The sequence below is a fragment of the Caldimonas sp. KR1-144 genome, from assembly GCF_049446155.1.
Taxonomy (GTDB): domain Bacteria; phylum Pseudomonadota; class Gammaproteobacteria; order Burkholderiales; family Burkholderiaceae_C; genus Rivibacter.
The window spans coordinates 12,488-38,116 of record NZ_JBMSEE010000009.1 but is presented as its reverse complement, the minus strand read 5'-3'; the positions used below and the strand labels follow the sequence as shown (position 1 = coordinate 38,116).

20 protein-coding genes are annotated in these 25,629 nt (G+C 70.7%); 9 read left to right on the top strand and 11 right to left on the bottom strand.

The features are described 5' to 3' along the window. Positions 1–84: 84 nt before the first annotated feature. On the bottom strand, positions 85–1,905 hold the full coding sequence (xoxF, locus tag ACO2TI_RS19100; RefSeq protein ID WP_423286771.1) for a PQQ-dependent ethylene glycol dehydrogenase XoxF: 1,821 nt from the start codon (positions 1,903–1,905) through the stop codon (positions 85–87). A 561-nt stretch (positions 1,906–2,466) separates the two neighbouring features. Between xoxF and ACO2TI_RS19095 the strand changes: the two genes are divergently transcribed. Then, positions 2,467–2,772 carry an antibiotic biosynthesis monooxygenase family protein gene (locus ACO2TI_RS19095; protein ID WP_423286770.1) on the top strand — a complete coding sequence of 102 codons (306 nt, stop codon included), beginning with the start codon at positions 2,467–2,469 and terminating at the stop codon, positions 2,770–2,772. Here ACO2TI_RS19095 and ACO2TI_RS19090 read toward each other — a convergent pair whose 3' ends face one another. Continuing rightward, entirely contained in the window at positions 2,773–3,402 is a 630-nt protein-coding gene (locus ACO2TI_RS19090) for a cysteine hydrolase family protein (RefSeq protein ID WP_423286769.1), read from the bottom strand. A 96-nt stretch (positions 3,403–3,498) separates the two neighbouring features. On the opposite strand from ACO2TI_RS19090, the gene ACO2TI_RS19085 reads away from it, so the two are divergent. Both ACO2TI_RS19085 and ACO2TI_RS19080 read left to right on the top strand, forming a co-directional pair. Continuing rightward, the gene (locus tag ACO2TI_RS19085; RefSeq protein WP_423286768.1) at positions 3,499–4,488 is read left to right on the top strand and encodes a GlxA family transcriptional regulator; all 990 of its coding nucleotides are present in this window, start codon (positions 3,499–3,501) and stop codon (positions 4,486–4,488) included. 28 nt (positions 4,489–4,516) lie between these two features. After that, positions 4,517–5,269: a DUF72 domain-containing protein gene (locus ACO2TI_RS19080; RefSeq protein ID WP_423286767.1), complete on the top strand. Its 753-nt coding sequence runs from the start codon at positions 4,517–4,519 to the stop codon at positions 5,267–5,269. Positions 5,270–5,278: 9 nt separating this feature from the next. Here the strand turns inward: ACO2TI_RS19080 and ACO2TI_RS19075 are convergent, their stop codons facing one another. The 6 genes from ACO2TI_RS19075 to ACO2TI_RS19050 all read right to left on the bottom strand — a co-directional run bounded on the left by ACO2TI_RS19075 (position 5,279) and on the right by ACO2TI_RS19050 (position 12,599). Further along, on the bottom strand, positions 5,279–7,162 hold the full coding sequence (locus tag ACO2TI_RS19075) for a M48 family metalloprotease (RefSeq protein WP_423286766.1): 1,884 nt from the start codon (positions 7,160–7,162) through the stop codon (positions 5,279–5,281). A 114-nt stretch (positions 7,163–7,276) separates the two neighbouring features. After that, positions 7,277–9,190 carry a M61 family metallopeptidase gene (locus tag ACO2TI_RS19070; protein ID WP_423286765.1) on the bottom strand — a complete coding sequence of 638 codons (1,914 nt, stop codon included), beginning with the start codon at positions 9,188–9,190 and terminating at the stop codon, positions 7,277–7,279. Positions 9,191–9,323: 133 nt separating this feature from the next. After that, a complete protein-coding gene (locus ACO2TI_RS19065; RefSeq protein WP_423286764.1) occupies positions 9,324–10,094 on the bottom strand; it encodes an SDR family oxidoreductase in 771 nt (256 codons plus the stop codon). Positions 10,095–10,172: 78 nt separating this feature from the next. After that, a complete protein-coding gene (locus tag ACO2TI_RS19060; protein ID WP_423286763.1) occupies positions 10,173–10,916 on the bottom strand; it encodes a sterol desaturase family protein in 744 nt (247 codons plus the stop codon). Then, entirely contained in the window at positions 10,903–11,820 is a 918-nt protein-coding gene (locus ACO2TI_RS19055) for an alpha/beta fold hydrolase (protein WP_423286762.1), read from the bottom strand. Before ACO2TI_RS19055 ends, ACO2TI_RS19060 begins: the two co-directional genes overlap by 14 nt. An 11-nt stretch (positions 11,821–11,831) precedes the next feature. Then, complete coding sequence (locus ACO2TI_RS19050; protein ID WP_423286761.1) at positions 11,832–12,599, bottom strand: hypothetical protein; 768 nt, start codon at positions 12,597–12,599, stop codon at positions 11,832–11,834. A gap of 33 nt (positions 12,600–12,632) precedes the next feature. Between ACO2TI_RS19050 and ACO2TI_RS19045 the strand changes: the two genes are divergently transcribed. Beyond that, a complete protein-coding gene (locus ACO2TI_RS19045) occupies positions 12,633–14,252 on the top strand; it encodes an alpha/beta fold hydrolase (RefSeq protein WP_423286760.1) in 1,620 nt (539 codons plus the stop codon). On the opposite strand, the gene ACO2TI_RS19040 is transcribed toward ACO2TI_RS19045, so the two are convergent. Further along, on the bottom strand, positions 14,236–15,150 hold the full coding sequence (locus ACO2TI_RS19040; RefSeq protein ID WP_423286759.1) for a transglutaminase family protein: 915 nt from the start codon (positions 15,148–15,150) through the stop codon (positions 14,236–14,238). The two genes, ACO2TI_RS19045 and ACO2TI_RS19040, sit on opposite strands and share 17 nt — an antisense overlap. Before the next feature lie 22 nt (positions 15,151–15,172). Continuing rightward, positions 15,173–18,463 (bottom strand): fused isobutyryl-CoA mutase/GTPase IcmF, encoded by a 3,291-nt coding sequence (gene icmF, locus ACO2TI_RS19035; RefSeq protein ID WP_423286758.1) that lies wholly within the window; start codon positions 18,461–18,463, stop codon positions 15,173–15,175. A 198-nt stretch (positions 18,464–18,661) separates the two neighbouring features. On the opposite strand from icmF, the gene ACO2TI_RS19030 reads away from it, so the two are divergent. The 4 genes from ACO2TI_RS19030 (at position 18,662) to ACO2TI_RS19015 (ending at position 22,827) form a co-directional block, all read left to right on the top strand. After that, positions 18,662–19,273 carry an ANTAR domain-containing response regulator gene (locus ACO2TI_RS19030; RefSeq protein WP_423286757.1) on the top strand — a complete coding sequence of 204 codons (612 nt, stop codon included), beginning with the start codon at positions 18,662–18,664 and terminating at the stop codon, positions 19,271–19,273. A 557-nt stretch (positions 19,274–19,830) separates the two neighbouring features. Next, entirely contained in the window at positions 19,831–21,063 is a 1,233-nt protein-coding gene (locus ACO2TI_RS19025) for an ABC transporter substrate-binding protein (protein ID WP_423286756.1), read from the top strand. Positions 21,064–21,087: 24 nt separating this feature from the next. Continuing rightward, positions 21,088–22,002: a nitrate ABC transporter permease gene (gene ntrB, locus ACO2TI_RS19020; protein ID WP_423286755.1), complete on the top strand. Its 915-nt coding sequence runs from the start codon at positions 21,088–21,090 to the stop codon at positions 22,000–22,002. A 12-nt stretch (positions 22,003–22,014) separates the two neighbouring features. Beyond that, entirely contained in the window at positions 22,015–22,827 is an 813-nt protein-coding gene (locus ACO2TI_RS19015; protein ID WP_423286754.1) for an ABC transporter ATP-binding protein, read from the top strand. 29 nt (positions 22,828–22,856) lie between these two features. Here ACO2TI_RS19015 and ACO2TI_RS19010 read toward each other — a convergent pair whose 3' ends face one another. Continuing rightward, the gene (locus tag ACO2TI_RS19010; protein ID WP_423286753.1) at positions 22,857–24,107 is read right to left on the bottom strand and encodes an ANTAR domain-containing response regulator; all 1,251 of its coding nucleotides are present in this window, start codon (positions 24,105–24,107) and stop codon (positions 22,857–22,859) included. A 220-nt stretch (positions 24,108–24,327) separates the two neighbouring features. Between ACO2TI_RS19010 and ACO2TI_RS19005 the strand changes: the two genes are divergently transcribed. Beyond that, positions 24,328–25,611: an MFS transporter gene (locus ACO2TI_RS19005; protein WP_423286752.1), complete on the top strand. Its 1,284-nt coding sequence runs from the start codon at positions 24,328–24,330 to the stop codon at positions 25,609–25,611. The last annotated feature ends 18 nt before the right edge of the window (positions 25,612–25,629 follow it).

The following is a 25,629-nucleotide window of genomic DNA, read 5'->3' as shown; positions in this document are numbered from 1 at the left end:
GGGGACGGCACCGCTCGGCGCCATCCCCTGACGCAAGGAGCAGCCCCGCTCGCGCGGGAACTGCTTCGATTCACTGCCTGGCCATCAGTTCGGCAGTGCAAACACCGTCAACGAGCCGCCCAGGTCGGTGTACTGGTTGAGCTCGCGATAGCCACCCACGGCACCCAGGCCATCGGTGTCCTTCTCGAGGCCTGCCGCCATGCCGATGCCGGCCCAGCCGCCGATGCCCGAGAACACGCCCATGTACTGCTTGCCCTTGTGCTCGTAGGTGAACACGTTGCCGATGATCCCGGAGGGCGTCTTGAACTTGAACAGCTCCTTGGTGATGTCCTTCGCGTCGACGCACTTCAGGTAGCCCTCGAGCGTGCCGTAGCAGCTCAGGCCGCCCGCGGTGTTGAGCGAGCCGCTCCACACCGAGAACTTCTCGGGCTTGCTCTGGACGATCTTGCCGGTGCCGGCGTTCCAGGTGATGTAGTTGCCCATGCCGCCGTGGCTGCCCGGAGCGGGGTACATCGACAGCGTGGCGCCCACATACGGCTGGCCCGCGGTGTACTCGACCTTGAACGGCTCGTAGTCCATGCAGACGTGGTTGGTCGGCACGTAGAAGAGCTTGGTGTTCGGGTCGAACGACGCCGGCTGCTGGTCCTTGGAGCCCAGGGCCGCCGGGCACACGCCCTTGGTGTTGACGTCAGGCCCGTTCTGCGCGGTCGAGTACTGCTTGACCACCTGCGGGCGACCCGTCTTCATGTCGACGTGCGTGGCCCAGTTCACCTTCGGGTCGTACTTCTCGGCCACGAGCAGCGCACCGGAGATGCGGTCCATCGTGTACGCGAAGCCGTTGCGGTCGAAGTGCACCAGCGCCTTGGTCGGCTTGCCCTTGACGTCGATGTCCGCGAGGATCATCTCGTTGATGCCGTCGAAGTCCCACTCGTCGAACGGCGTCATCTGGTAGGCCCACTTGGCCATGCCGGTGTCGACGTCACGCGCGAAGATGGTCATCGACCACTTGTTGTCGCCAGGGCGCTGCGACGGGTTCCAGGTCGACGGGTTGCCGGTGCCGTAGTACAGCAGGTTGGCCGCCTTGTCGTAGCTGTACCAGCCCCAGGTGGTGCCGCCGCCGATCTTCCACTGGTCGCCCTTCCAGGTCTTGAGCGACGAGTCCTTGCCGACCGGCTTGAGCGCGCCGTCGGTCCAGGTCATGGTCTTGTCCGGGTCCATCAGCATCTCGGCGTCGGGGCCGGTGCTGTAGGCCTTCCAGACCTGCTTGCCCGAGTTGATGTCGTAGGCCGCGATGAAGCCGCGCACGCCCCACTCACCACCCGAGATGCCGGTGATGACCTTGTCCTTGAAGACGTGCGGCGCGTTGGTGTTGACCGCGCCCAGCTTCGGGTCGCCGTTCTTGACCGACCAGATCACCTTGCCGGTCTTGGCGTCCAGCGCCTCGAGCACCGAGTCCGCGCGCTGCAGGAAGACCTTGCCCTCGGCATAGGCCAGGCCGCGGTTGACCGTGTCGCAGCACATCTGCGGAATCACCGCCGGATCCTGCTTCGGCTCGTACTTCCACTTGATCTTCTGCGTGTCGAGGTCGATCGCGAAGACCTTGTTGGGGAACGGCGAATGCAGGTACATCGTGCCGTCGATCACCAGCGGCGAGCCTTCGTGGCCGCGCAGCACGCCGGTGGAGAAGGTCCACGCGACCTGCATCTTGCCGACGTTGCCGGTGTTGATCTGGTTGAGCTTGCTGTAGCGCTGGTTGTACATGTCGCCAGCCTGCATCGCCCAGTTCTTCGGGTTGGCGATGTTCTTCTCGACGTCGGCGTTCGCGTGGGCGATCACCGGCAGCGCGAGAACGGCGGCGGCGAGGGGCCGCAATGCATGCCGCTTCGATAGCCAATGGGATTTCATCGATGTCTCCGTGGTTGGTGTGGTCACTGATGCGCGTCACTGATGCGCGAGCACTCCTTGGCAATCACTCCTCACCGACGGGGCGGACCCTGCACACGTTCCCTCATGACATGGACGCGTCCCTACGGGTGACACACTGGCGCGGGCGTCCACTACACCCACCCGCGAAAGCGGTCGAGGGCCGTTCTACTCCCCCGGTTTTCGAGCGTCAACGCGACTGACACCAGTGCGAAAGCTTCCGTTCATGCTGCGTCGCAACATGAGAACTTGGGGGGTGTGCGAGTCGCGTGACAGCCGTGTCGAATCCAGCGATACAGCCTGACCCGGGAAAGATTCACAAAGCGCCAACTCGGACCGTTTTGCTGCGCTGCGACGCCGTCGCGGTGCACGGCGTCGCGATTGCGCGTTGCGTCACGCGCGCCGCATCAGGATTTCCCTGACATCGCATCCCCGATGCGTCGAAGGGCCCGAACAGGTGTCACGCGTGGGTGTCACAGCCTGTCCCGCACGGGCGCCGGGGCGGGGCCGGCTAGCATCGCGCTCCTTCCCAGGAGCCGCATGATGATTCTCGAACTCGCCGACATCCGCATCCCCGCCGGCCAGCAGGCCGCCTTCGACGAGGCGATCCAGCGCGGCCTGGCGACCGTGATCTCGCAAGCCAAGGGCTTTCGCGGCTTCAAGGTCAACAAGGGCGTCGAGTCGCCCGAGCGCTACGTGCTGATGATCTTCTGGGACACGCTCGAGGACCACACGGTGGGCTTTCGCCAGGGCCCGCTGTTCGCGCAGTGGCGCGCGATCGTCGGGCCCTTCTTCGCCCAGCCGCCGGTGGTCGAGCACTTCACGCTGCTGGCGAAGTCGGCCGACTGATCACAGCACGCCGCGCCCGCGCCGGTTGGACAGCAGCACGTTGTCCAGCGGCAGCGCGACGCGGTCCTTCAGCGCGTCGATCCACTGCTGCGTGCTCGCCACCGCGGCGAAGTTGCTGTGGAACACGACGCCGAACACGCGGTGGATCTCCTCGGCCGAGGCGCGCCCGGCCGCGTTCTCGTAGGGCAGTGAGCCGCTCGCGTCGTGCAGCCATTCGACCTTGAGGCCCCGGTGCGCGGCTTCGTAGATCGTCGAGGCGTCGCAGTTGTGCGTCATGTAGCCCGCGATGGTCAGCGTGTCGATGCGCTCGCGCGCCAGCCAGTCGGCGAAGCCGGCGCCGGAGAACACGCTGGCCATGGGCTTGTCGACCAGGAGATCGCGCGCACGGCGCGCCACCTCGGGGTGAAGCTGCCAGCCGGGCGAGCCCGGGTCGAACACCGGCGCGCCGGCCGGCGCGCTGTGCTGCACCACCACCACCGGCACGCCGTGCGCGCGGGCGGCATCCATCGCGCGGGCGATGTTGGGCAGGCTCAGCTCGACGGGCGGATGCTCGATCGGCAGGCCGCCGCCGGCGAAGTACTCGTTCTGCACGTCGATCACGACCAGGGCGCGGCGCGGTGCGGTGTTCATCGAAAGGCTCCTGAGAGGGTTGCGATGGCCTCATTCTTGGCGCGGCCGATGCTGCGCGCCATTGGCCCGAATGCCATTGATCGATAGGATCGGGCCATGCCCGCTCCCCGTGCCCTCCCGCGCGAACAGCGCATCGCCGTCGTCGCCTTCGACGGCATCAGCCCGTTCCACCTGTCCGTGCCCTGCCTGGTGTTCGGCGAGGACCGCAGCGCCGCGGGCGTGCCGCGCTTCGAGCTGAAGGTCTGCGCGAGCGAGCCCGGCACGCTGCGCACCAGCGCCGGCTTCACGATCGACGCGCCGCACGGCCTGCAGGCGATCGGCCGCGCCGGCATCGTGATCGTGCCGTCGTGGCACGACGACGGCCGCGCGCCGCCCGAGGCGCTTTCGCGCGCGCTGCGCGCGGCGCAGCGCCGCGGCGCGGTGATCGTCGGGCTGTGCCTCGGCGCCTTCGTGCTGGCCGAGGCGGGCCTGCTCGACGGCCGGCCGGCGACGACGCACTGGCAGCTCGTGCCGGCCTTCGCCAAGCGCTATCCGCAGGTGCGCCTGGTGCCCGAGGTGCTCTACGTCGACGACGGCGAGATCGTCACCTCGGCCGGCACCGCCGCCGGCATCGACTGTTGCTTGCACTTGCTGCGCCGCCTGTGCGGCGCCGAGGCGGCCAGCCGCGCCGCGCGCAGCATGGTCGTCGCGCCGCACCGCCAGGGCGGGCAGGCGCAGTTCATCGAGCAGCCGCTGCGGCCTTCAGCGCGCGACGACCGCCTGGCCGGCGTGCTGGCCTGGGCCGGGCAGCACCTGGACCAGGCGCACAGCCTCGACGCGCTGGCCGCGCGCGCCGCGATGAGCCGGCGCACCTTCACGCGCCGCTTTCGCGAGGCGACGGGCACGACGGTCGGCCAGTGGCTGGCGAACCAGCGCATCGCGCTCGCGCAGCGCCTGCTCGAGACCAGTCGCCGCTCGATCGAAGAGGTGGCCCAGGCGGCCGGCTTCGGCTCGTCGGTTTCGCTGCGCCAGCACTTCGCGGCGGCGCTGCGCACCTCGCCTTCGGCCTACCGCCGGGAGTTTCGCGGGCACGCCGGCGCCGGCTAGCATCGGCCCCGCGAAGCGGGAGGACGGCATGAGCGAACGGGCAGGCGCGGCAAGCGTGCGCGTGGGCATCGGCGGCTGGAACTACGAGCCCTGGCGCGCCAACTTCTATCCCCAAGGCTGGCCGCAGGCGCGCGAGCTCGAGTACGCGTCGCGGCGCCTCACGGCGATCGAGATCAACAGCACCTTCTATTCGAGCCAGAAGCCCGCCACCTTCGCCAAGTGGCGCGAGCAGACGCCCGAGGGCTTCGTGTTCAGCGTCAAGGCCAGCCAGTACGCCACGCACCGGCGCGTGCTGGCCGAGGCAGGCGAGTCGGTGCGGCGCTTCGTCGACGGCGGCCTCGCGGAGCTGGGCGACAAGCTCGGGCCCATCGTCTGGCAGTTCGATCGCCGCAAGGCCTTCGACGCGGACGACTTCGCCGCTTTCCTGAAGCTGCTGCCCGCCGAAGTGCAGGGACGCGAGCTGCGGCACGCGCTCGACGTGCGCCACGAGAGCTTCGCCTGCGAGGCCTTCTACGAGCTTGCCCGCCGTCATCGCGCCGCCATCGTCTTCAGCGACGGCGACGGCCTGCCGGCGATCCCCGAGCTGACCGCCGGCTTCTTCTACGCACGGCTGCTGAACTCGCGCGCCGACCTGGCGACCGGCTATGCACCTGACGTGCTCGACAGCTGGGCCGCGGGCGCGCGCGCCTGGGCGCCGCGCGAGGGCTACGTGTTCTTCATCAACGGCGCCAAGGAGCGCGCGCCCGCGGCGGCGATGGCGCTGATCGAGCGCATCCGCTGAGCCGGCGCGTCAGCGCAGGCGCAGTTGCGTTCCGGCACGCGCCAGCCGCTTGCGGTAGGCGCGCGGCTGCTGGTCCAGCGCGCAGAAGAACACGTGCATCGGCCACTCCTGCGCCGCCAGCCGGTTGACGATCGGCGCCTGGTGGCCGCGCAGGCGCGCCCATGCGCCGAGCCGCAGCGCCATCACGTAGGTCGGCAGCCCGGGATCCGAAGGCAGCACGCGCCGCGCGAGCACGGCCGACTTGAGACCCTTGCCGTGCGTCGCGAGGAGCTGCTGGATGTGCGCCATCGCCTCGTCGTCGAGCGCCGGAGGCTGCAGCTCGTGGGTCCTGTCGAGCGCCTGGAGCTCGTTGTGGCGCGCGGTGTCCCACGCGTCGCGGCGCAGCCAGCGCTCGCGCCAGACCTCGGCCGCGGCGGCGTCGCGCGAGGCCAGGAAGACCACCGCGCATTCGCTGGCCGCCTTGGTGGCATCGGCGTCCAGCTCGATGGCGCGCTCGAGCAGGGCCAGGCCGCCGGCGTCGTCGTGCTCGAGCCGCCAGCGCCCTTCGAAGAACAGGCCGACCGGGTGGTCCGGCTGAGCCGCATTGAAGGCCTGCAGCGCCGGGAGATGGTCTTCGTCGGGCTCGAGCGCGATCGCCAGGCGCAGCGCCTCGAGCTGCTCGTCGAGCGCCGGCTGCGCCAGCGCGCGCAGCTCGGCCAGCCGGCGCTTTTGCGCCTGCAGCTCGTCGTGCCGGTCCTTCCACGGCTGGGCCACGCGCTCTTGCCACTGCGACTGCAGCAGCGTGCGCAGCTGCGCGGCCTGCGGGCCGAGCCACGCCTGCGCGGCCGAGACCTCGCCAAGCGGCGGCGGCTCGGCCTGCACGTCGATGCGCAACGCCCGCAGGCGCTCGCGCAGCACCGGATGCGTGTCGGCCACGTGCGGCGCGCGCGCCAGCGCCGCGTCGAGCCAGCCGCGCGTCTTGTCCGCGGGCGGAAACGGCGCGGCCTGGGCCCAGCGCACCCAGACGTCCGAAGGCGGCGCGGGCTGCTCGGCGATGCGCGCGAAGGTCTGCTCGAAATGGGCTCCCCAGTGCGCCGCGCTCAGGCTCACGCGCTTGAGCGCGTTGGCCGCGACCGGCGCGCCGACCAGCTCGGCCGAGGCGGCGTCGGCCTGGTACTCGTTGGCGCGCGCCAGCACGAAGGTGTAGGCATTGAAGTAGGGCGCGTACCAGCCGACGACGCGGCGCAGCAGCCTTGCACTCCAGCCCTGCCATTGTTCGGAGATGGCCTGGATCGTGGCCCAGGTGTTGCGCAGGCGATAGATGTAGGCGCCGAAGCGCCCGTGCGATCCAGCCAGGTGGCCGTACTCGTGCGCGACCACCGCCAGCGCCTCGTCGGGCCCCAGCGCCTCCAGCAGCGGCAGGCCGAGCACGAGGTAGTTGCGCGGCCAGCCAACGAGGCCGAACAGCGGGCGTTGCACGACGGCCGCGTTCACCTCGTCGGTGACGAGCACGTGGTGGAAGCGCGGCCCCTTCATGCGCCGCCGCATGTCGTCCATGGCCTGGAACAGCGCGGGCGCTTGGCTGCGTTCGATCTCCAGGCCCTGCGGCGCCGGCAGGCGCGTGAACAGCGCCTGCACCGCCGACTTGACGAGGAACCACAGCGGCACGGCCAGGAGCAGCAGCAGCTTGCCGAGCTTGAGCAGCAGGACGGCGAACTTGGCGCCGCCGAGCAGCGCGGCCAGCGCGATGCCGGCCAGCAGCACCAGGCCAAAGCCGGCGCTCGCGATCAACAGCGCGAGGATGCAAAAGCCCAGCAGCGCCAGCAGCGCGACCTTGAACTGGTAGGCGCGCGGCGCCTGGGCGCTCTCGCGCTCCAGACGCGCCACCATGGCCTCGAACCGTGCCTGCTCCATGCACCCTCCCGTGGCATGCCGCGCGCAGCGGCCTTGTTGCTATCGGGTGATGATGCCTTGCGGTGCGCGCGCTGCCGTGCGACCTCCGTCACGCGCCTTGCGCGCGCGTTGCGATCAACGCGCGCGCGGCGCCAGCAGCGTCGACAGCCGGTCCGGCGTGCCCGGCACGCGCTCCAGGCGCGGGTAGCGCAGGCCGCCGCGGTAGTCGATGCGCAGCAGGCGCCAGTGCTCGCCGTCCTGCACGATCAGCTCGATCGGCGCCTGGCCGTCCTTGTTGGCCTTGATCGCCTCGGCCAGCCGCTCGCCGCTCCAGTCGCGGCCGTTGACGGCCAGGATCTTCGCGCCCGGCGCGAGGCCGGCGTTGAAGGCCGGGCTGTTCCACTGGACGCGCTTGAGCTTGCCGTCGGCGCCTGCCACCAGGCCGAGCGAATAGGCGAAGTCGTCGTCGCGATCGGGGCTCCAGCCGTCGTCGTGCTTGTCGAAGGCGTTGGGCTCGTCGCCATACGCCAGGCGCCAGCCACTCTTGGCCAGGCCGTCGAGCGGCGCGCGCTGGCGGTGGTTGTCGAGGTGGTCGCGCAGGAAGCCGGCCCAGTCGTGCGGCTGCACGGCGTCCAGCGCGCGCACGACGTCGTCGAAGGTGTAGATCCTGGGGCGCGGCTCGCCAAGCGCGCCGCGCAACGGCTCGACGCCGAAGAAGGCCCGCGCGAAGTCGTCGAGCGAGCGCTTGCCCGCGCTCTTGTCGCGGATCAGCATGTCGGCCTCGAGCCAGATCAGCGTGCCTTCGTCGTAATAGTCGGCGGTGCGCTGCCAGTCCGGCCACTCGCGCGAGCCGCGCTCGGCGGCCATCGTGCCCTCATAAGTGGTGTCTTGCAGGCTGCGCCAGGCGCGGCCGCTGCGGTGGTCGTAGCTCGCGGCCAGCGAGGCGATGGCGTCGCGCGTCTGCTCGGGCGTCGCCAGCTTGCTGCGCGCGGCCAGCACGCGGCCCCAGAACTGCGTCTGGCCCTCGTACAGCCACAGCAGCGAATTGCGCATCGGCACGGTGTTGAAGTCGGGCGTCGCCAGATCGGCCGGGCGGCGCAGCTTGCCGTTCCAGGTGTGCACGTACTCGTGCGCGAGCAGGTCGCGGTTGCGCATCGACTCGGCCCAGTCCGACGAGAAGTAGATCGGCCGCACGGCGTTCTCGCTGCTTTCCATGTGCTCGAGACCCATGCCGCCGAACGAGTCGCTCAGCGCGAGCAGGAAGTCGTAGTTGCGATAGGGCCGGGTGCCGAACAGCAGGTCGGCCTGGCGCACCAGCGCGCGGTGCGCCTCGATCTGCGCCGGCTTGGCCTCCAATTGCTTCGCCTCGTCGGCCACCAGGTTCAGCGTCACCGGCTGCGCGTGGCCGGGCGCGTCGAGCGCGATGCGGCGCAGGTGGCGCGCGGCAAACACCGGCGAGTCGACCAGGGTCTCCAGCGTGACCGGCGCGTAGGCCGTGGCGTCGCTGCCGGCCGGGCGCAGCGCGGTGGCGGCTTGCCAGCCGGCCGGCAGCTTGAGGCTGGCCTGCACGACGATCTCGTGCGCCGCGCGACCGGCCGGGTAGAGCAGCACCGTCTCCCACTGCACGCCGAGGATCGCCGGCGTGATCGACATGCGCCCGGCGTCATGCGAGAGCGGCGCGATGTGCTGGAAGCTCAGCTCGAGGCGGCTGATGCCGGCCGGCACGTCGACGACGAAGGCGAACGGATCGACCGGATCGCGATGCCAGGCCAGCTGCCGCTCGCCGGCGCGCACCGTGAGGCCTGCAAGCCGGTCGATCGGGCCGTAGGGGCCGTGCGTGCCCGGCAGCCAGCGCGGGAACAAAAGGCGCAGCGGCCCGGGCTCCACCTGCAGCGACTCGCGCACCTGCAGCACGCGGTGGTCGAGATCGGTCGCGTCGACCGACAGCGTCAGGGTGGGGGAGAGGGTGGCGGCAGCAGGTGCCGCAGTGGCCAGGAACGGGGCCAGCGCGAGGGCGCACAGCAGCGTGCGCAGTCGGTGGAGCGTCATCGTGTGGCGGCAGGGCCCGCGGTGCGGGGTTGAACGACGGTGCGTGGCCGCTCGTGACGGCCCGCGCGAAAAGCCGCGATGGTAGGTGAACCGTGCGGGCCCCCGCACGGCGCTGCAAGGCGCCGCGCGGCGTTCAGCGGGCGTGCGTCACGCCGCCGTCGACCACCAGGGTCGAGCCGACCACGTAGTCGCCGGCGCGCGAGGCGAGGTAGATCGCGGCGCCGGCCATGTCCTCGTCGCGGCCGATGCGCCCGGCCGGCACGCGCCGGGCCACTGCCTCGGCCTCGTCGCGCGCGGCGCGGTTCATCTCGGAGGCGAAGGCGCCCGGCGCGATCGCGCTGACGACGATGTTGTTCTCGATCAGCCGCAGCGCCATGCGCCGCGTCAGCTGGATCAGGCCGGCCTTGCTGGCCGCGTATGAATAGGTTTCGAGCGGATTGACCGAGATGCCGTCGATCGAGGCGATGTTGATCACCTTGGCCGGGCGCGTCTCGGCGGCGCGCTGCAGCAGCCCGTGCAGCGCCTGCGTCAGGAAGAACGGCGACTTGAGGTTGAGGTCGACCACCTTGTCCCAGCCGCTTTCGGGGAACTCGTCGAACGGCGCGCCCCAGGCGGCGCCGGCGTTGTTGACCAGGATGTCCAGCCGCTCCTCGCGCGCGGCGAGCTGCGCGGCCAGCGCGCGCGCGCCCTCGACCGTCGATACGTCGGCCGGCAGCGAGACGCAGGGTCCGAGCTCCGAGAGCTCGCGCGCCGCGGCGTCGCAGGCCTCGGCCTTGCGGGCGCTGATGTAGACGCGCGCGCCTTGCGCCAGGAAGCCGGCGGCGATCATGCGGCCGATGCCGCGCGAGCCGCCGGTCACCAGCGCGACGCGGCCGCGCAGCGAGAACAGGTCGTTGGTGTTCATGGGCTGTCTCCTCGTGTCGTGGACGGATGCACGGCCCCACGCTAGCGCCGCGGCCCGGCGCGCACAGTCGCCTAGGAGTCAGCGCCCGCCGCGCGGACGCGAGACGTCGCGAAACAGCAGCATGTCCACGATCCTGGTCGAGGCGCCGTCGTAGAAGCCCTGGGCCGGCGTGCGCGGCGTCGACGGCGGGTTGTCGAGCGTGCCGAAGACCCAGTCCCACAGCGGCAGGTCGGCGTAGTTGTGGGCATGGACACCGCGCGCGTGGTGGATGCGGTGGCTCTCGGGCCGCTGGACGATCCAGCCCAGCCAGCGCGGCGTGCGCAGGTTGGCGTGCTGGAACACCGCCAGCACCGTCAGCACCGCCGAGGCCAGTGCGCCCGCCTCCGGCGACAGGCCCAGCACCGGATAGAGCACCAGGCTCGACCAGGTGACGAACAGCGCCGCGTCGATCGGGTGCAGGTAGTAGGCGCCCCAGGCGTCCAGGCTCTCGGCGCTGTGGTGCATCTGGTGGCCCAGCCGCCACAGCCAGTGGAAGCGGTGCGCGCCGCGGTGGTACCCGTAGTGCACGAGCTCGTAGGCCAGCACGCCGGTCGCCGCGCCGCCGGCGCTGCCGAGCGAGCCGAGCTGCAGCAGGCTTTTGCCGTCGAAGGCCTGGACCCAGGCGCTGCCGACCAGCATCGACAGCGCGAAGTTCAGCGCCGTGACGGCCAACGCCCGGGTGCGCCACCAGCGGCTGCGGCGCTCGTCGTGGCCCCGGTGCACGAGGTCGAGCAAAAGGAACGCCGGCAATGCGGCCAGCGCGACGATTTCATACCAGGACATGGCGTTCTCCTTCGGGGGCGGGGGCGGGGGCGGGTTGAAACGAAAGTGCGGCCGCAGCGGGCAGCGCGTGCAGCCAGCGCGCGACCGCCGCCGCCATCTCGCCGGCCGGCTCGCGAGCCCAGCTGAAGTGGCGCTTCCACGGCGGGTCGCGCACGACGCCCATCAGCCAGCGCCGCTCGATGCGGGCGCGGGCCAGCTTGGCGAGCAGCTCCTCGACCGCGCCGGGCGGCGCGACCGGGTCCTGCCGGATCGCCAGCGACAGCACGGGCAGCGCGAGGCGGCCGGCGGCGTCCTCGTGGTCGATCTCGCTGCCTTCGATGCGATAGCGGCCGGTCGTCGCGTTACGCGACCAGTCGCGCATGAAGCGCCGCGGCTGCTCGCCGCCGAAGCCGAGCCGATGGCCCGGGTACCACGGCAGCATCGCGGCCGTGGCGCGAATGCCGTGCACGGCCAGTGCCGCGCGCCAGCGCGCGCCGCGCGGCCAGGCGCGGTGGTGCGCGGTGCCGGCGGCCACGAGCACGAGGCCGGCGAGGTGCTCGCCGAGCTGGTGCGCGGCCAACGTCGCGAGCTGGCCGCCGAGGCTGTGGCCCAGCAGCACCAGCGGACGTCTCGGGTGCTGCCGCAGCAGGCGGCCGGCGAGCCGCGGGATGTCGTCCTCGACGATCTCGCGGTAACCGAAATCGGCGCCGTCGCGGGCGCGCGGACGGCTCTCGCCCTGGCCGCGCAGCTCGGCCCAGGCCACGCTGGCGCCGGCGAGTTCGGCCAGCCGCCGCGCGAACGGCTCGTAGTAGCGCGCCGGCGTGCCCATGGCCGGCAGGCCCAGCACGACGGGCGCACCGGCAAGACGCGTGTCGGGACCGTGGTGGATGAAGGCCGGCCCGGCCGAGGAATAGGCGTTGTCCATCGCACGCTCCTTCACAGCAGGCTGCCGACGAAGGACGCGCCGGCCTGCTCGCCGAACACGCCGGCGATCTGCGCGGCCAGGTCGATGCCTTCGGCCGCGATGCCGCGACGCACCGCGATGCCGGGTGCGGCCGCGGCGCGCAGCGCGGCGAGCGTCTCGGCGGTCGGGCGTTCGTGAAGGCGCGGGCGCGCCGAGCCGTCGTCCAGCAGCAGCACCGGCGCGCCCAGGCGCACGATCGAGAACGCGCAGTCGCCGGGGCGAGCCAGGTTCGCCCCGACCGACACGAAGCCGGCGAACGGCGCATCGGGCTGGGCGGCCAGCCGCCAGACGAAGTGGCCGCCCGCGCCGAAGCCCACCGCATAGCTGCGCCGCTGGGGCCCGAGGTGCGCAACCAGCGCGTGCACGAAGCCGACGTCGTCGACATCGAGCCGGCGCGCCGGCGACGGTGCGTGCAGGCGTCCGTCGTTCCAGCGGCCGGCGAGGCCAGCCGGGTGGACGACGCAGGCGCCGTGGACATCGGCCCAGCGCTCGAAGGCGCGCGCCGCTTGCGCCTGCACGGCGCTGCCGCCGCAGGGCGCGTCCTGCAGCAGCACGAACAGCGGCCCGCAGCCGATGTCGGCCGCGCCGCGGTACAGCCGCGCCGAACGCAGCCGCCCGCCCACGCGCAGGCGCAGCGACATCTCGCTGCCGCGCGGCGTCCATGCCGTCTGCGCACGGCCGGGGGCCGGCTCGTGCGGCACGGGCGAGCGCACTGCGATGTCGTTGAGGTAGGGTTGCATCTGGTGACTCCTCTTCGTCGAACACCGGTCTCGATGTCCACGGATCGCAGTCTTCCGGGCGCCCGTCCCGCGAACGTCCCTCGGCGCGTCGAGCTGTCGCTGCACGGCTGGCCCCGGCTATCGATCGACGGCGTCGAGCCGGCGCTCAAGCTCACGCGCGCGCTCGCGCTGCTGGCCTGCCTTGCCGAATCGCCCGGACAGCGCCTGCCGCGCGGCCCGCTGGCCGCGCGGCTGTGGCCCGACGCCGACGAAGCCCTGGGCCGCAGCCGGCTGCGGCGGCTGGTCTACAACCTCAACGCGGCCTGCGGCGTCGAACTGGTCTGCGGCGACGCGCACGAGCTGTGGTTCGCGGTCGCGCCGCGGGTCGACCTGCTGCAAACGCGCGCGGCCGCGCAGGCGCTGCTGGGCGATGCCGGCCACGGCCCCGGTCACGTGCAATGCGTGCTTGCCGCGCGGTCGCACGCGCTGCTCGACGGCTTCGAGGTCGATTCCGACCTGTTCGAGGCATGGCTCGCCCAGCGCCGCGCCGAGCACGTGCGATTGCTGGCGCGCGCGTGGCAACGCCTGGCCGAGCGCGAAGCGGCCGAAGGCGACGCGGCGCTCGCCGTCGAGGCGGCCGAGCGGCTGATCGCGCTGGACGCCTGCGCCGAACGTGCCTACGCCGCGCTGATCACCGCGCGGGCACGCCAGGGCGACGCGGCCGCCGTCGAGCAGGCCTACTTCCGCTGCGCCGAGGTCTTGCGCGCCGAGCTGGGCGTGCGGCCTTCAGCGGTGGTCGAGCGGGCGTACGCGGCGGCGGTCGCGCAGGCGCCGGCGCTCGAGGCTGCCGCGCGCATCGAGTTCGCGCAGACGCGCGAGGGCGCGGTTGCCTACACGGTGCTCGGCGGCAGCGGGCCGACGATGGTGCTGGTACCGGGCCTGCTCTCGCACATCGAGGTCGCGCTCGACGAGCCGCGGCTGCGCCGCGCGCTCGAGCGCCTGGCCGAGTTCAGCCGCGTGGTGCTGCTCGATCGCCGCGGCACCGGGCTGTCGGAGCGCGTCGGCGTGGAGCCGACCACGGCCGCGGCGGTGGAGGACATCGTCGCCGCGCTCGACCGACTGGGCGAGCGCCGCGCCATCCTGTTCGGCGCGTCGGTCGGCGGCACGATCGCGATCGACTGCGCGGCCTCGATGCCCGAGCGCGTCTCGGGACTGGTGCTCTACGGCTGCAACGCGCGCGGCAGCTGGGCCTGCGACTATCCCTGGGCGATGACGACCGAGCAGATGCAGCGCTGGCTCGAAGTGCTGCATGCCGAGTGGGGCGCGGCGACCAGCCTGGAGGCCTTCGCGCCGTCGGTCGCCGAGGAGCCGCAGATGCGGCAGTGGTGGGCGCGCATGCTGCGCACCGGCGTATCTCAGAACGGCATGGCGGCGATCCTGCGCGCCTTCCACCAGATGGACGTGCGCGATCGGCTGGCATCGCTGAAGACTCCGACGCTGGTGATCCAGCGCGCGGGCGATCGCATCGTGCGAGAAGGCGCGGGCCGTTACCTCGCCGGCGCGATCCCCGGTGCGCAACTCGTGATGCTGCCCGGAGAGGACCACTGGTGGTGGCACGGCGATGCCGAGGCGGTGCTTGCCGCGGTCGAGCGCTTCGTCAGCTCGCTGGGTTGAGGTTCAAGTCGACCCGGCTCACCTGCACCGTGACCTCCATGCCGAGGTAGGCGTTGGGCGGCCCGACCCAGCTGCCCGAGATCGGCGGGGCCTGGCGCGGGTCGCGTGCGACGCCGACGCGGATCAGCTGCGTGCCGCCCAGCAGGTTGTTGGTCGGGTCGAACGGCACCCAGCCGGCGCCCGGCAGATAGGCCTGCAGCCAGGCATGGGTGCTGCCGGCGCCGACCACGCCCCCGCCGTTGTCGGCCTTGGCGTCGTCGAGCGCCTGGTCGTAGAGGTAGCCGGAGACGAAGCGCGTCGCGATGCCGAGCCGGCGCGCCGCTTCCATCATCAGGAGCGCGAAGTCGCGGCAGCTGCCGCTGCCGAGCTCGAGCGTCTTGAGCGGCGACTGCGTGCCTTCCTCCTCGCGCGCGGCGTAGCTGAAGTGATCGCGGATGTGCTGGTTCATCTGCACCAGCATCTCGCGCGTGCCGGTCGGGCCGTCGGTGCGGATGAACTGCCGCGCCCATTGCATCAGCTTGCCGTCGGGATCGTCGTGCAGCGGGCGAAGGTAGTGCTCGAGGTCGAGGTACTCGTCGACCGTGTACGAGAACGGAAACTGCTCGGCCGAAGGCGCCAGCGGCAGCTCGAGGTTCTGCGTGTGCGCGTGCTCGATGCGGAAGGTGCACACGAAGCGCAGCTCGCTCGCCTCGGACTGGGGCTGCACCAGCGCGATCGAGTTCGAGTACGGGTCCTGGATCATGCGCACCGTGGCCTCGGGCGTGACCTGCAGGTCGGTCGCCAGCACGCGAAGGTCGTGGCTGTCGCGCGGGCGGAACATCACCCGGTGCTCGCCGAAGCGCACCGGCTGCGCGTAGCGATAGACGGTGGTGTGGGTGATGTCGTAGTGAACGGGCATCGCCGGCCCCCGTGTCGAATGCCTACATGCTGCGCCGGTACTGTCCGCCGACCTCGAACAGCGCATTCGTGATCTGGCCCAGCGAGCACACCCGCACCGCGTCCATCAGCACCTCGAACACGTTGCGGTTGTCGATCACCGCCTGCTGCAGCCGCTTGAGCATGGCAGGCGACGTGCCCGCGTTGCGGGCATGGAAGTCGGCCAGCCGCTTGAGCTGGCTTTGCTTTTCTTCCTCGGTCGAGCGGGCGAGCTCGAGCTCCTGCGGGATCGCGTCGCCGTGCGGGTTGCGGAAGGTGTTGACGCCGATGATGGGCAGCTCGCCGGTGTGCTTGAGCATCTCGTAGTGCATCGACTCGTCCTGGATGCGCCCGCGCTGGTAGCCGGTCTCCATCGCGCCGAGCACGCCGCCGCGCTCGCTGATGCGCTCGAACTCGGCCAGCACGGCCTCTTCCACCAGCTCGGTCAGCTCGTCGATCACGAACGCGCCCTGGTTCGGGTTCTCGTTCTTCGCCAGGCCCCACTCGCGGTTGATGATGAGCTGGATCGCCATCGCGCGGCGAACCGACTCCTCGGTCGGCGTGGTGATCGCCTCGTCGTAGGCGTTGGTGTGCAGCGAGTTGCAGTTGTCGTAGATCGCGATCAGCGCCTGCAGCGTGGTGCGGATGTCGTTGAACGCGATCTCCTGCGCGTGCAGGCTGCGCCCCGAGGTCTGCACGTGGTACTTGAGCTTCTGGCTGCGCTCGTTGGCGCCGTACTTCTCCTTCATCGCCACCGCCCAGATGCGCCGCGCGACGCGGCCGAGCACGGTGTACTCCGGGTCCATGCCGTTGCTGAAGAAGAAGCTCAGGTTGGGCGCGAAGTCGTCGATGTGCATGCCGCGCGCGAGATAGGCCTCCACGAAGGTGAAGCCGTTCGACAGCGTCATCGCGAGCTGCGAGATCGGGTTCGCGCCGGCCTCGGCGATGTGGTAGCCGGAGATCGACACCGAGTAGAAGTTGCGCACGTCGTGGTGCACGAAGTACTCGGCGATGTCGCCCATCACCTTCAGCGAGAACTCGGTCGAGAAGATGCAGGTGTTCTGACCCTGGTCTTCCTTGAGGATGTCGGCCTGCACCGTACCGCGCACGTTGGCCAGCACCCAGGCGCGGATCTTGGCGGCCTCGGTGTCGGTCGGCTCGCGGCCGTTCTCGGCCTTGAACTTCTCGAGGTTCTGGTCGATCGCGGTGTTCATGAACATCGCGAGGATCGTCGGCGCGGGGCCGTTGATCGTCATGCTGACCGAGGTGCTCGGGTTCGTGAGGTCGAAGCCGGAGTACAGCACCTTCATGTCGTCGAGCGTCGCGATGCTCACGCCCGAGTTGCCGACCTTGCCGTAGATGTCGGGCCGCGGCGCCGGGTCGGCGCCGTAGAGCGTGACCGAATCGAACGCGGTGGACAGCCGCTTGGCCGGCATGCCCTCGCTCACGACCTTGAAGCGGCGGTTGGTGCGAAAGGCGTCGCCCTCGCCGGCGAACATGCGGGTCGGATCCTCGCCCTCGCGCTTGAACGCGAACACGCCGGCGGTGTAGGGGAAGCTGCCCGGCACGTTTTCCAGCATCAGCCACTTGAGCAGCTCGCCGTGGTCTTCCCAGCTCGGCAGCACGACCTTGCGGATCTTGGTACCCGACAGCGACGTCGTGACCAGCGACGTGCGGATCTCCTTGTCGCGGATCTTCACGACGTACTCGTCGCCGGCGTAGGCGCGCTGCATCTCGGGCCATTGCGCGAGCAGCTTCCTGGCCGCGCCGTCCAGGCGCGACTCGCGCTCCGCGGCGAGGTTGAGCGCGGCCTCGGCGGCGCGCGGCTTGTCGGGTTTGCCGTGGTTGAGCATCGCGGCGGCGGCGCGCAGCTGCTGGATCTCGCGCGCCAGCACGGCCTGGGCGCGCGCATGCTGCTTGTAGCCGCGCACGGTCTCCGAGATCTCGGCCAGGTAGCGCACGCGCGCCGGCGGCACGATCGGCGTCTGGTGCGTGCTGTGGCGCGTCGCCACCTTGGGCAGGCGGCCCTCCTTGAGCGGCAGGCCCAGTTCGGCCAGGCGCGCGCCGAGCGCCTGGTACAGCGCGGTGACGCCGTCGTCGTTGAAGCGGCTGGCCATCGTGCCGAACACCGGCATCTGCTCGGGCTTCTTCGTGAAGGCCTCCTTGTTGCGCTGGACCTGCTTGCTCACGTCGCGCAGCGCGTCGGCCGCGCCCTTGCGGTCGAACTTGTTGATCGCCACGAACTCGGCGAAGTCGAGCATGTCGATCTTCTCGAGCTGGCTCGCGGCGCCGAACTCCGGCGTCATCACGTACATCGGCACGTCGACGTGGGGCACGATGGCCGCGTCGCCCTGGCCGATGCCCGAGGTCTCGACGATCACGAGGTCGAAGCCGGCCGCCTTGCACGCGGCGATCACGTCGGGCAGCGCCTGGCTGATCTCGCTGCCGGCCTCGCGCGTGGCGAGCGAGCGCATGTACACGCGCGGGCCTTTCGACCACGGGCCGATCGCGTTCATGCGGATGCGGTCGCCCAGCAGCGCGCCGCCGCTCTTGCGGCGCGAGGGGTCGATCGAGATCACCGCGATGCGCAGCGCGTCGTCCTGGTCCAGCCGCAGGCGGCGGATCAGCTCGTCGGTGAGGCTGGACTTGCCGGCGCCGCCGGTGCCGGTGATGCCGAGCACGGGGGCCTTGGCGGCCTTGGCGGCGTCGTGGATCGCGGCCTTGAGCTTGTCGTCGGCGGTGCCGGCCTCGAGCGCGCTGATCGCCTGGGCCAGGGCGCGCCACGCGGCCTCGCTGTGGCCGGCCAGTGCCTTTGCGCTCTTCGGCGCGCCGAAGAGCGCGCCCTGGTCGGCGCGCATCAGCATCTCGCCGATCATCCCCTGCAGGCCCATGCGCTGGCCGTCCTCGGGGCTGAAGATGCGCACGCCGTGCTCGTGCAGGTCGCGGATCTCGGCCGGCACGATCACGCCGCCGCCGCCGCCGAACACCTGGATCGTCTCGCCGCCGCGCTCGCGCAGCAGCTGCACCATGTACTTGAAGTACTCGACGTGGCCGCCCTGGTAGCTGCTGACCGCGATCCCGTGCGCGTCTTCCTGCAGCGCGGCGGTGACCACCTCGTCGACCGAGCGGTTGTGCCCCAGGTGGATCACCTCGGCGCCCATACTCATCAGGATGCGGCGCATGATGTTGATCGACGCGTCGTGGCCGTCGAACAGCGAAGCCGCGGTCACGAAGCGCAGCTTCTGGGTCGGACGGTATTCGGCGAGAGCCTTGAAGTCGGCGGCGAGGTCGGTCATGCGTGTCTCCGGCGCGTCTTGTCTGCAGCAGGCGCCAATCCTAAGGGAATTCGGCGCGTTGTTGACGTTTACGTAAACGTCATTCCGCCATGGCCCAGCCTGACCGCCACCGTTCGTCGGCTCGACGTACGCCTGCCCAGGACAAGCGCCGCGGGGCACGGGTCTTGCTGCGCCGCAACACCTGAACCGCCACCTCTCATGAGCAGCTCAACGCCCCAGCCCTCGGCGCGCGCGCTGCGCGTGCTGCTGATCGACGACGGCGCGCACCGCGTCGGGCAGATCCGCGACGAGCTGGCGCGCCAGGGCTGCGACGTCGTCGGCGTGATCGAACAAGCCACTTTGGTGCACGACTGCGTGCTGCGGCTCGCACCGGATGTGGTCATCGTCGACAGCGAGTCGCCCACGCGCGACACGCTCGAGCACCTGGCGGTGCTGTCCTCGCGCAATCCGCGCCCTGTCGTGGTGTTCTCCGAGGACGACGCCGAGGATCCGATGCGCCTGGCCCTCAAGGCCGGCGTCAGCGCCTACGTGGTCTCCGGCCTGCAGGCCGAGCGCCTCACGCCGGTGCTCAAGGTCGCGATCGCGCGCTACGAGCAGGAGGCCGAGCTGCGCGCCCGGCTCGACGACGCGCAGGCGCAGCTGGCCCAGCGCAAGACGATCGAGCGCGCCAAGGGCCTGCTGATGAAAAGCGCCGGCGTCGACGAGGACGCGGCCTACCAGCGGCTGCGGCGCATGGCGATGGACCGCGGGTTGAAGCTGCACGAGGTGGCGGCCAAGGTGATCGAGGCGCACGACTTGTTGGCGGGCTGAGGGGCGTGCCTTGGGCCGTGCCTTGCCGGGGCCGCGCACAGCCTGTCCTGGCTGCCGTGTTGACTCCGCCAAGAGAAACAGTGGTGCCTTGCAAGGGGATGGGCAGGCCGCCGGGGGCGCGCCTGTGCGGCGCCGAGGAGCACAGCTTCGGGGGCGGCGCGCACGCAGTGCGCGCTTCGACAGCTGACTCGCCGCGACTGTTCGAGCGCAGCGAACGCAGTGAGCGAAGCGAGTTGAGCGGCGCGCCCCCGAGGCGAGCACCGCAGGGCAGTCGCGCGCAGCGCGACCGCTGCACCGAAGCGCCCCCGGCGGCCTGCCCGTCCCCTTGCAACCTGCCCGACACAAGCCTGGCACGCTAGCTGCATAACCCACCCCCGAGAGCCGCAACGGCGCGGCCCTCGCCCCAAACAGGTTCGGACACAGGCGTCCGGTCGTTTCCGCTGCACCGCAGTGGTTCGATCGCGACGCCTTTTTGTTTTTTCTTCGAGGTGGAAACGATGACGAGCAAGCCGCAACGACCGGCCCAACAACCGCCCCAACAACCGCGAGAGGGTCTGATGAGCGAAGAGCGACGCCACTTCATCAAGGGCACGGCCGCCGCGGCGCTGACTGCGAGCGTGGGTGCCGGCATGACGCCGCGCGTGTGGGCCGCCGGCTCCGACGCGCCCGAGAAAAAGGAAGTGCGCATCGGCTTCATCCCGCTGACCGACTGCGCCTCGGTGGTGATGGCCTCGGTGCTCAAGTTCGACGAGAAGTACGGCATCAAGATCATCCCGACCAAGGAAGCCTCCTGGGCCGGCGTGCGCGACAAGCTCGTCAACGGCGAGCTCGACATGGCGCACGTGCTCTACGGCCTGATCTACGGCGTGCACCTGGGCATCGGCGGTCCCAAGAAGGACATGGCGCTGCTGATGACGCTCAACCACAACGGCCAGGCGATCACGCTGTCGAAGAAGCTGGCCGAAAAGGGCGCGGTCGACGGCACCAGCCTCGCCAAGCTGATGGGCACCGACAAGCGCGAATACACCTTTGCGCAGACCTTCCCCACCGGCACCCACGCGATGTGGCTGTACTACTGGCTCGCGACCTACGGCGTCAACCCGATGAAGGACGCCAAGATCATCACCGTGCCGCCGCCGCAGATGGTCGCCAACATGCGCGTGGGCAACATGGACGGCTACTGCGTCGGCGAGCCCTGGGGCCACCGCGCCATCATCGACGGCATCGGCATCACCGGCGTCACGACGCAAGACATCTGGAAGGACCACCCCGAGAAGGTTCTCGGCACCACGTCCGACTTCGTCAAGCAGAACCCCAACACCGCGCGCGCGGTGATCATGGCCGTGCTCGAGGCCAGCCGCTGGATCGACGCCGGCTTGCAGAACAAGAACAAGATGGCCGAGACCATCGCCGAGAAGTCCTACGTCAACACCAGCGTCGACGCGATCAACCAGCGCATCCTGGGCCGCTACCAGAACGGCCTGGGCAAGACCTGGGACGACCCGAACTACATGAAGTTCTTCAACGACGGGTCGGTCAACTTCCCCTACCTGTCCGACGGCATGTGGTTCCTCACCCAGCACAAGCGCTGGGGCCTGCTCAAGGACCACCCCGATTACCTGGCCGTGGCCAAGCAGGTCAATCAGGTCGAGCTCTACAAGCAGGCCGCCTCGCAACTCAAGATCAGCGTGCCGGCCAGCCCCATGCGCAGCAGCAAGCTGATCGACGGCACGCTGTGGGACGGCAAGGACCCGGCCAAGTACGCCGACAGCTTCAAGGTCCGCGCCTGAGTTCGCCCGCGAAAGGAGTCCGCCATGGTCAGTGCCGTGTTCCATTCACCGCTCGAGGCCGGCTCGGTGAGCCAGGTCTCTTCGACCGCCGTGCCGGCGCCGCGTGCGGCCGTTGCGGCCAACGAGCCTCAGGCTCAACCGACGCGCGCGGCCCGCGAGCCGCTCGTCGACTGGCGCGCGCTCGGCTTCGCCGTGATCCCGCCGATCGCCGGCCTCGCGCTTTTGGTCGGCATCTGGGCGCTGCTGACGATGAAAGGCGGCTCCTTTCCCACACCGGCAGCCACCTTCGATGCCGCCGTCAAGCTCTTTTCGGATCCGTTCTACCGCAACGGACCGAATGACCAGGGCATCGGCTGGAACATCCTGAACTCGCTGCAGCGCGTGGGCATCGGCTTCGGGCTCGCGGCGCTGGTGGGCATTCCGCTGGGCTTCGCGCTGGGGCGCTTCGCGGTGCTCAACCGCATGGTCGCGCCCTTGATCAGCCTGCTGCGCCCGGTCTCGCCGCTGGCGTGGCTGCCGATCGGTCTCCTGGTGCTCAAGAGCGCCAATCCGGCGGCGATCTGGACCATCTTCATCTGCTCGATCTGGCCGATGATCCTCAACACCGCCCAGGGCGTGCAGCGCGTGCCGCAGGACTACCTCAACGTCGCGCGCGTGCTCAACCTCAGCGAGTGGAAGGTGATGACCAAGATCCTCTTCCCGGCGGTGCTGCCCTACATGCTGACCGGCGTGCGCCTGTCGGTGGGCACGGCCTGGCTGGTGATCGTCGCGGCCGAGATGCTGACCGGCGGCGTGGGCATCGGCTTCTGGGTCTGGGACGAGTGGAACAACCTCAACGTCCCGCACATCCTGATCGCGATCGTCGTGATCGGCGTCGTCGGCCTGCTGCTCGAGCAGGCGCTGATGCTCGTCGCGCGGCGCTTCTCGTTCGACGACTGACGGAGTTCCGAGATGGCTTCCTACCTCCAGATCGAAAACGTCGAGATGGTCTTCTCGACCCGCAAGGGCCGCTTCCACGCGCTGCGCGAGATCAACCTGCAGGTCCAGCGCGGCCAGTTCGTCACGCTGATCGGACACTCGGGCTGCGGCAAGAGCACGCTGCTCAACCTCATCGCCGGCCTGACGCGCCCGACCGGGGGCGCGCTGATCTGCGACGGCCGCGAGATCGCCGCGCCCGGCCCCGAGCGCGCGGTGGTGTTCCAGAACCACTCGCTGCTGCCCTGGCTCTCGTGCCTGGACAACGTGCTGCTGGCGGTCGAGCGCGTGTTCGGCGCGAGCGAGAAGAAGGCCCAGCTCAAGGCGCGCGCGCAGGCCGCGCTCGACCTGGTGGGCCTTTCGCACGCGGCGTCCAAGCGCCCGCACGAGATCTCCGGCGGCATGAAGCAGCGCGTGGGCATTGCGCGCGCGCTGGCGATGGAGCCCAAGGTCCTGCTGATGGACGAGCCCTTCGGCGCGCTCGACGCGCTGACCCGCGCGCGGCTGCAAGACGAGCTGATGAAGATCGTCAAGGCCACCGGCTCGACCGTCGTGATGGTCACGCACGACGTCGACGAGGCGGTGCTGCTCTCGGACCGCATCGTGATGATGACCAACGGCCCCGCGGCGACGATCGGCGAGGTGGTCGAGGTGCCCCTGCCGCCGCTGAGCGAAGGGCCGCGCTCGCGCCTCGAGCTGGCGCACGACAGCGCCTACCTGCAAACGCGCGAGCGCGTGCTCGAGTTCCTGTACCGCAAGCAGGCGCACCTGGAGGTGCAGGCGGCCTGAGGGGCTCGTGCCTGCCGGCACGCGCGAACTCAGGACAACAACACCTGCAGGCTGTGCTCGCAGCTGTCCGTCAGGCGGTCCAGCTGCTCCAGCAGCGCCTCGGCCGCATGCGCCACCGCGGCCGGGTCGCTCGAATGCAGGGCGCGCAGCAGCACGCGCCAGCCTTCGCGCGACGCGGCCAGCGCCGCGCGGATCTCGGGCGAGGACAGCGGCGTCGCCTCGATCTCGCGCAGCGCCTGCTCGAACTCGTCCATGCCGGCCTGCAGCCGCTCGCCGCGCTGAGGCAGCGGCGCCAAGGCCGCCAGCAGCGCCTCCTTGGCCAGGCGCTGCGTGCGCATGCGCTGGCGCCCGCAAAGGTTGACGATGCCCAGCGCGCGCCGCGCGCCGTGTGCCTCCAGCGCCGCGGTGAGCGCATCGGCGGCGGCCAGCAGCGCGTCGGCGCACTCGTCGGCCTGGACCAGGCTCTGGGGCGTGAGCCGCACGGCCAGCGCCTGCTGCAGCGCCTTCCAGACCGCGGTGGCCGCCGCGAGGGCCTGGGCGGCTTCGCCGTCGAGGCCGAGCGTCGCGAGGTGGTCGAGATTGGCCTGCGCGCGCTTCGCGGCCTGCGCCTGGCGTTCGCGCGCGCCTTGCGCGTCGACGCGCGCGAGCCGCTGCGCCGCCAGCGAGACCAGGCGCTGCGAGAGCATGCGCAGCTGCCCGGCGCGGTTGACCGCCTCGGCCCAGCGCGCCGCGTCGATCACCGAGCGCGACACCTCGGTGAGCTTGAGGTTGGCGTGCATCGCGGTGCTGCGCAGCAGCTTGAAGGCATCGTCCTCGGCGATCGCGCGCGCCGACATCAGCAGCCCCTTGGCGCGGTCGACCCACTTGCGCTCGTCGAGCTGGGCGCGCGCGCCGGCCTCGCGTTCGTGCAGCGCCTGCGCGTGCGCGATGCGCACGGCGAGCCGCGGCGCGTCGAGCGTGGCGTCCCAGCCGGCGACGCCGGCCTCGGCCAGCGCGCGCGCCTGACCAGGGTCGTCGAGCGGGCCGATCACGCACAGCGCGCACGGCGGCGCGCCGCGCCAGGCGGCGAGCGCCGGCAGCACATCGGCCGCGCCCTGCGGCAGCCAGCAGACGATCAGCGACGGTGCATGGGCGGCGGCCAGCTGCACCATCGTGAGGCGGCTGCCTTCGATCGGCGCGCCGGCGCCGGCGGCTTCGAGCGCCGCGCGCAGCGCCTGCGCGTCGCCAGGCGTTTCGGTGATCGCGAGCACTGGCGCGGCTTGGCGGGGAGGGGGGCTCATGCGTCCGAGGATAACGGTGCGGCGCTGCAGCATTTGGCACGGTGCTTGCGAGAAGCGGCCTGCGGTGTAACGACGCACCGCCATCGTGAAGCGCCACCGCTGGCGCCTGTCTCACGCAACGCCGGGGCGCCGTCCGCGCTGTCCTGGCCAATCGATCAACACCTGCTGTCCCGGCCGTAGCTCGCTTCGGCCCCGCTGGTCATCCGACTCGAACGCCGCCATGTCTTCGTTCAAGACCTTCATCCGCTCCGGCCACTGGCCGACGCTGGCGGCTTCGTTCCTCTATTTCGACTTCTGCTTCGCGGTCTGGGTGCTCAACGGCGCGATGGGACCGTTCATCAGCGAGAGCTTCGGCCTCGACGCGGCGCAAAAGGGCTTCATGCTCTCGGTGCCCATCCTGGCCGGCGCGCTGATGCGCTTCCCGCTCGGCGTGCTGTCGCAGTACATCGGCCGCAAGAACGCCGCGATGGTCGAGATGTCGCTGATCGTCGCGGCGCTGGGCTTCGGCTTCTTCTTCGTCGACAGCTACGACCGCGTGCTCGCGATGGGCGTGCTGCTGGGCATCGCCGGCGCGAGCTTCGGCGTCGCGCTGTCGCTCGGCTCGGGCTGGTACCCGCCCAAGTACAAGGGCCTGGCGATGGGCATCGCCGGCGCCGGCAACTCGGGCACCGTGCTGGCGGTGCTGTTCGCGCCGCCGCTGGCGCAGCACTTCGGCTGGCAGACGGTCTACGGCCTGGCCGCGCTGACGATGCTGCTGCCGATGGCCGTGATGTGGCTTGCCGCCAAGGAGCCGCCCGACCGCGAGCAGCAGAGCTTGCGCGAGCACGTCGCCTGCCTGTTCGAGAAGGACGGCTGGGCCTTCAGCCTGATCTACATCGTCACCTTCGGCGGCTTCATCGGCCTGGCGAGCTTCCTGCCGACCTATTTCTACGACCAGTTCAAGGTCAGCAAGATCGAGGCGGGCCAGCTCACGATGCTCGCGACGCTGATGGGCTCGGCGGTGCGCGTGCTCGGCGGCTACGTGTCCGACCGCGTCGGCGGCATCAACACGCTGACCGGCGTGCTGCTGCTGGTGGCGCTGACGCTCACGATGTGCGGCGTGCTCGGCCATTCGCTGGCCGCGACGACGCTGCTGTTCATGCTGTGCTTCGCCGCGCTGGGCGCCGGCAACGGCGCGCTGTTCCAGCTGGTGCCGCTGCGCTGGCCGCTGACCACCGCGGTCGCCGGCTCGATGATCGGCGAGGTCGGTGCGCTCGGCGGCGGCTTCCTGCCCAATGCGATGGGCCTGTCCAAGCAGTTCAGCGGCAGCTACCTGTTCGGCTTCCTGTCGTTCGCCGCGCTGGCGCTGCTGATGCTCGGCATGCTGCGCGTGGTGCAGATCCGCTGGACGCGCACCTGGGCCGAGAAGGGCGGGCGCGCGAAGCCGGCGGCCGCGGTGCACGAGTCGCCCGCGCAGGCGGCGCAGATCACGAGCGTCAAGCTCGACGCGGGCAACGCATCATGAAGCCGCGCCCCTCGTCCT